This is a genomic window from Nitrosomonas sp. Nm84, from assembly GCF_003201565.1.
Classification (GTDB): domain Bacteria; phylum Pseudomonadota; class Gammaproteobacteria; order Burkholderiales; family Nitrosomonadaceae; genus Nitrosomonas.
In genome coordinates this window covers 1-1,980 of the sequence record NZ_QJJP01000075.1, presented here as the reverse complement: position 1 = coordinate 1,980, position 1,980 = coordinate 1, and the positions used below count along the sequence as shown (strand labels likewise).

Sequence of the window (1,980 nt, the reverse complement as noted above, 5' to 3'; positions counted from 1 at the left end):
TAATTTTTCAATCGATTATCACCGTGTTTGACAATTGAGCCAGCTTTCAGTACATTCAAAACTTATGGAAAAGGTGGTTTATTTTTCCTATACCCGAAGTTGCGGTTCTTCATGGATCAGGACTCCGGGATGCGTGCCGCCTGCCTTGCCGCGTTTCAGTCGGAAATTTCCGCCCGGCGGGCCGACGCTTTCTTTGTGCGGATTGCCAAGGAACGGACAATCACCGAAAAGCGGCAGATCATCGCCGCCAGTCGCGCAGAGTTTGATCTGGCCCGGCAAGCAAATCCCGGCCTGTCTGATACGGAGATCGAGAACCTGCTGATCAAGGAGCGGATCGCCCACATGGCGCCGCGCGGCAAGTGGCAGGACAAGTGGTTGATTCACCCGTTTCCGAATATGAGCGAGCCGGAACGGGCGGCGTGCTACCTGACCGACTTCGGCGACTACGACGCCGACCACCTGGCGCGGCTTTACAACAAGGCCAGTCTGCACGCCATCGACTGTTTCTTCATGCAGGTCCGGCGCCGGTTGTCGATTCTGGAACGTCCGATTGCCAGTTCCAGCAGCGCCGGCCGGACGTGGTACGGCTACAGCGCATACAACCCGGCGATGATCGTGAAGATGCTGGGTATCTTCCGGGTGTTCTACAACTTCTGCCTGTCCGGTCAGGACGGCAAGACACCGGCAATGCGACTTGGGCTTGCTAAGGGCAAGGTTGCGCTGGAAGACATTATCTATTTCTCAAGTAACTGAATTACAAAGGGTTGCCAACAATGAAAACAAAAGCATCCGCAAAATCCGTGCTTGCCTACTTGGAGCTTGATGAAGGTGTCGAGTACGCCGTATATCCGGCGCTGGGTGGTAGGCGTCGCCAAGCGGGAACCGGCCACCCTGAAGAAAAAGTTCGGATGGATGCGTATAACCTGCTTATTACCAAGTACGGATACCCGGCTGAGTACATTGACATTGAATATCCGGTGGTAATCCGAGAGGATGAAACGCCACGCTATGCGGACATTGTTGTGTGCTCGGACACGACAAAAAAGCGCCCCCTCATCGTTGTTGAGGCGAAGAAACCGAATCGAAGCGACGGCGAGAAGCAAGGTCAGCGCTACGCGACGATCCTTCGAGCGGTTTGGGTATGGTGGACGAACGGAGCCGACAACTCGACTTTTGAAATCGTCAATCGCTACCCGGAGGACGCGTCACCCATCAGTGATATCCCGCCCTATGGCGGAGCACCAAAGTACAAGGTCACTAGCCTTGTCCCGTTCAAGGACGACAAGCAGATCACCACGGCATTCCGGCGTTGTCACAACTTGATCCGCAATCTGAGTCATTTGAAGCCAGACCAGGCTTTCCATGAGTTTCTGAAAGTGCTGCTGGTGAAATTGCAGGACGAGTCCAAGACTTCTGACTTTGAATTCCAAATCCTTACGCACGGCGCATCAAAAGAGCCCGAAAGCCCCAACGTCACTGCTCAGCGGCTGCGGCAGATCTACAAATTGGCAGCCGAAGAGGACAGCGAGATTGCAGACGTCTTTCGTCAAGAAGACGACATTGCGCTCACGAATGACTGCTTGGCACAAATCGTCGGGGAGTTGCAAAAACACTCCTTCCAGCAGACTCCCGTTGATCAGAAGGGCCGAGCCTTCGAGACCTTCATCTCAGGCGACATGCGGCAAGAGTTTAAGGAGTTCATGACTCCCCGTCCGGTGGTGAGCGCCATCGTGGAGATGGCAAACCCGGATCGGCAAACGCTGATCCTCGACCCGTGTTGCGGCTCTGGAGCATTCCTCATCAATAGTCTGCTTCACGTCGCCGGGGAAATTGGCGGTGGAAAGTTCACGCCGAGGCAAATCTCGAAGTACATTTTTGATTTCGCCCACGACAAGCTATGGGGTTTTGACGCATCGAAGCAAATGGCCTCCGTTGCGCGGATAGCGATGATCATGAACGACGACGGCCGTGCGCACGTGT

General features: G+C 54.6%; 2 protein-coding genes. Both read left to right on the top strand.

Annotated elements, in window-relative coordinates; all coding sequences use genetic code 11:
- Positions 1 to 111 precede the first annotated feature (111 nt).
- Positions 112 to 753: a hypothetical protein gene (locus C8R34_RS16120; RefSeq protein ID WP_132467161.1), complete on the top strand. Its 642-nt coding sequence runs from the start codon at positions 112 to 114 to the stop codon at positions 751 to 753.
- Positions 754 to 773: 20 nt separating this feature from the next.
- Positions 774 to 1,980, top strand: a 1,207-nt coding sequence (locus C8R34_RS16115; protein ID WP_132467160.1) for a type I restriction enzyme HsdR N-terminal domain-containing protein, incomplete at its 3' end; no start/stop codon positions are given.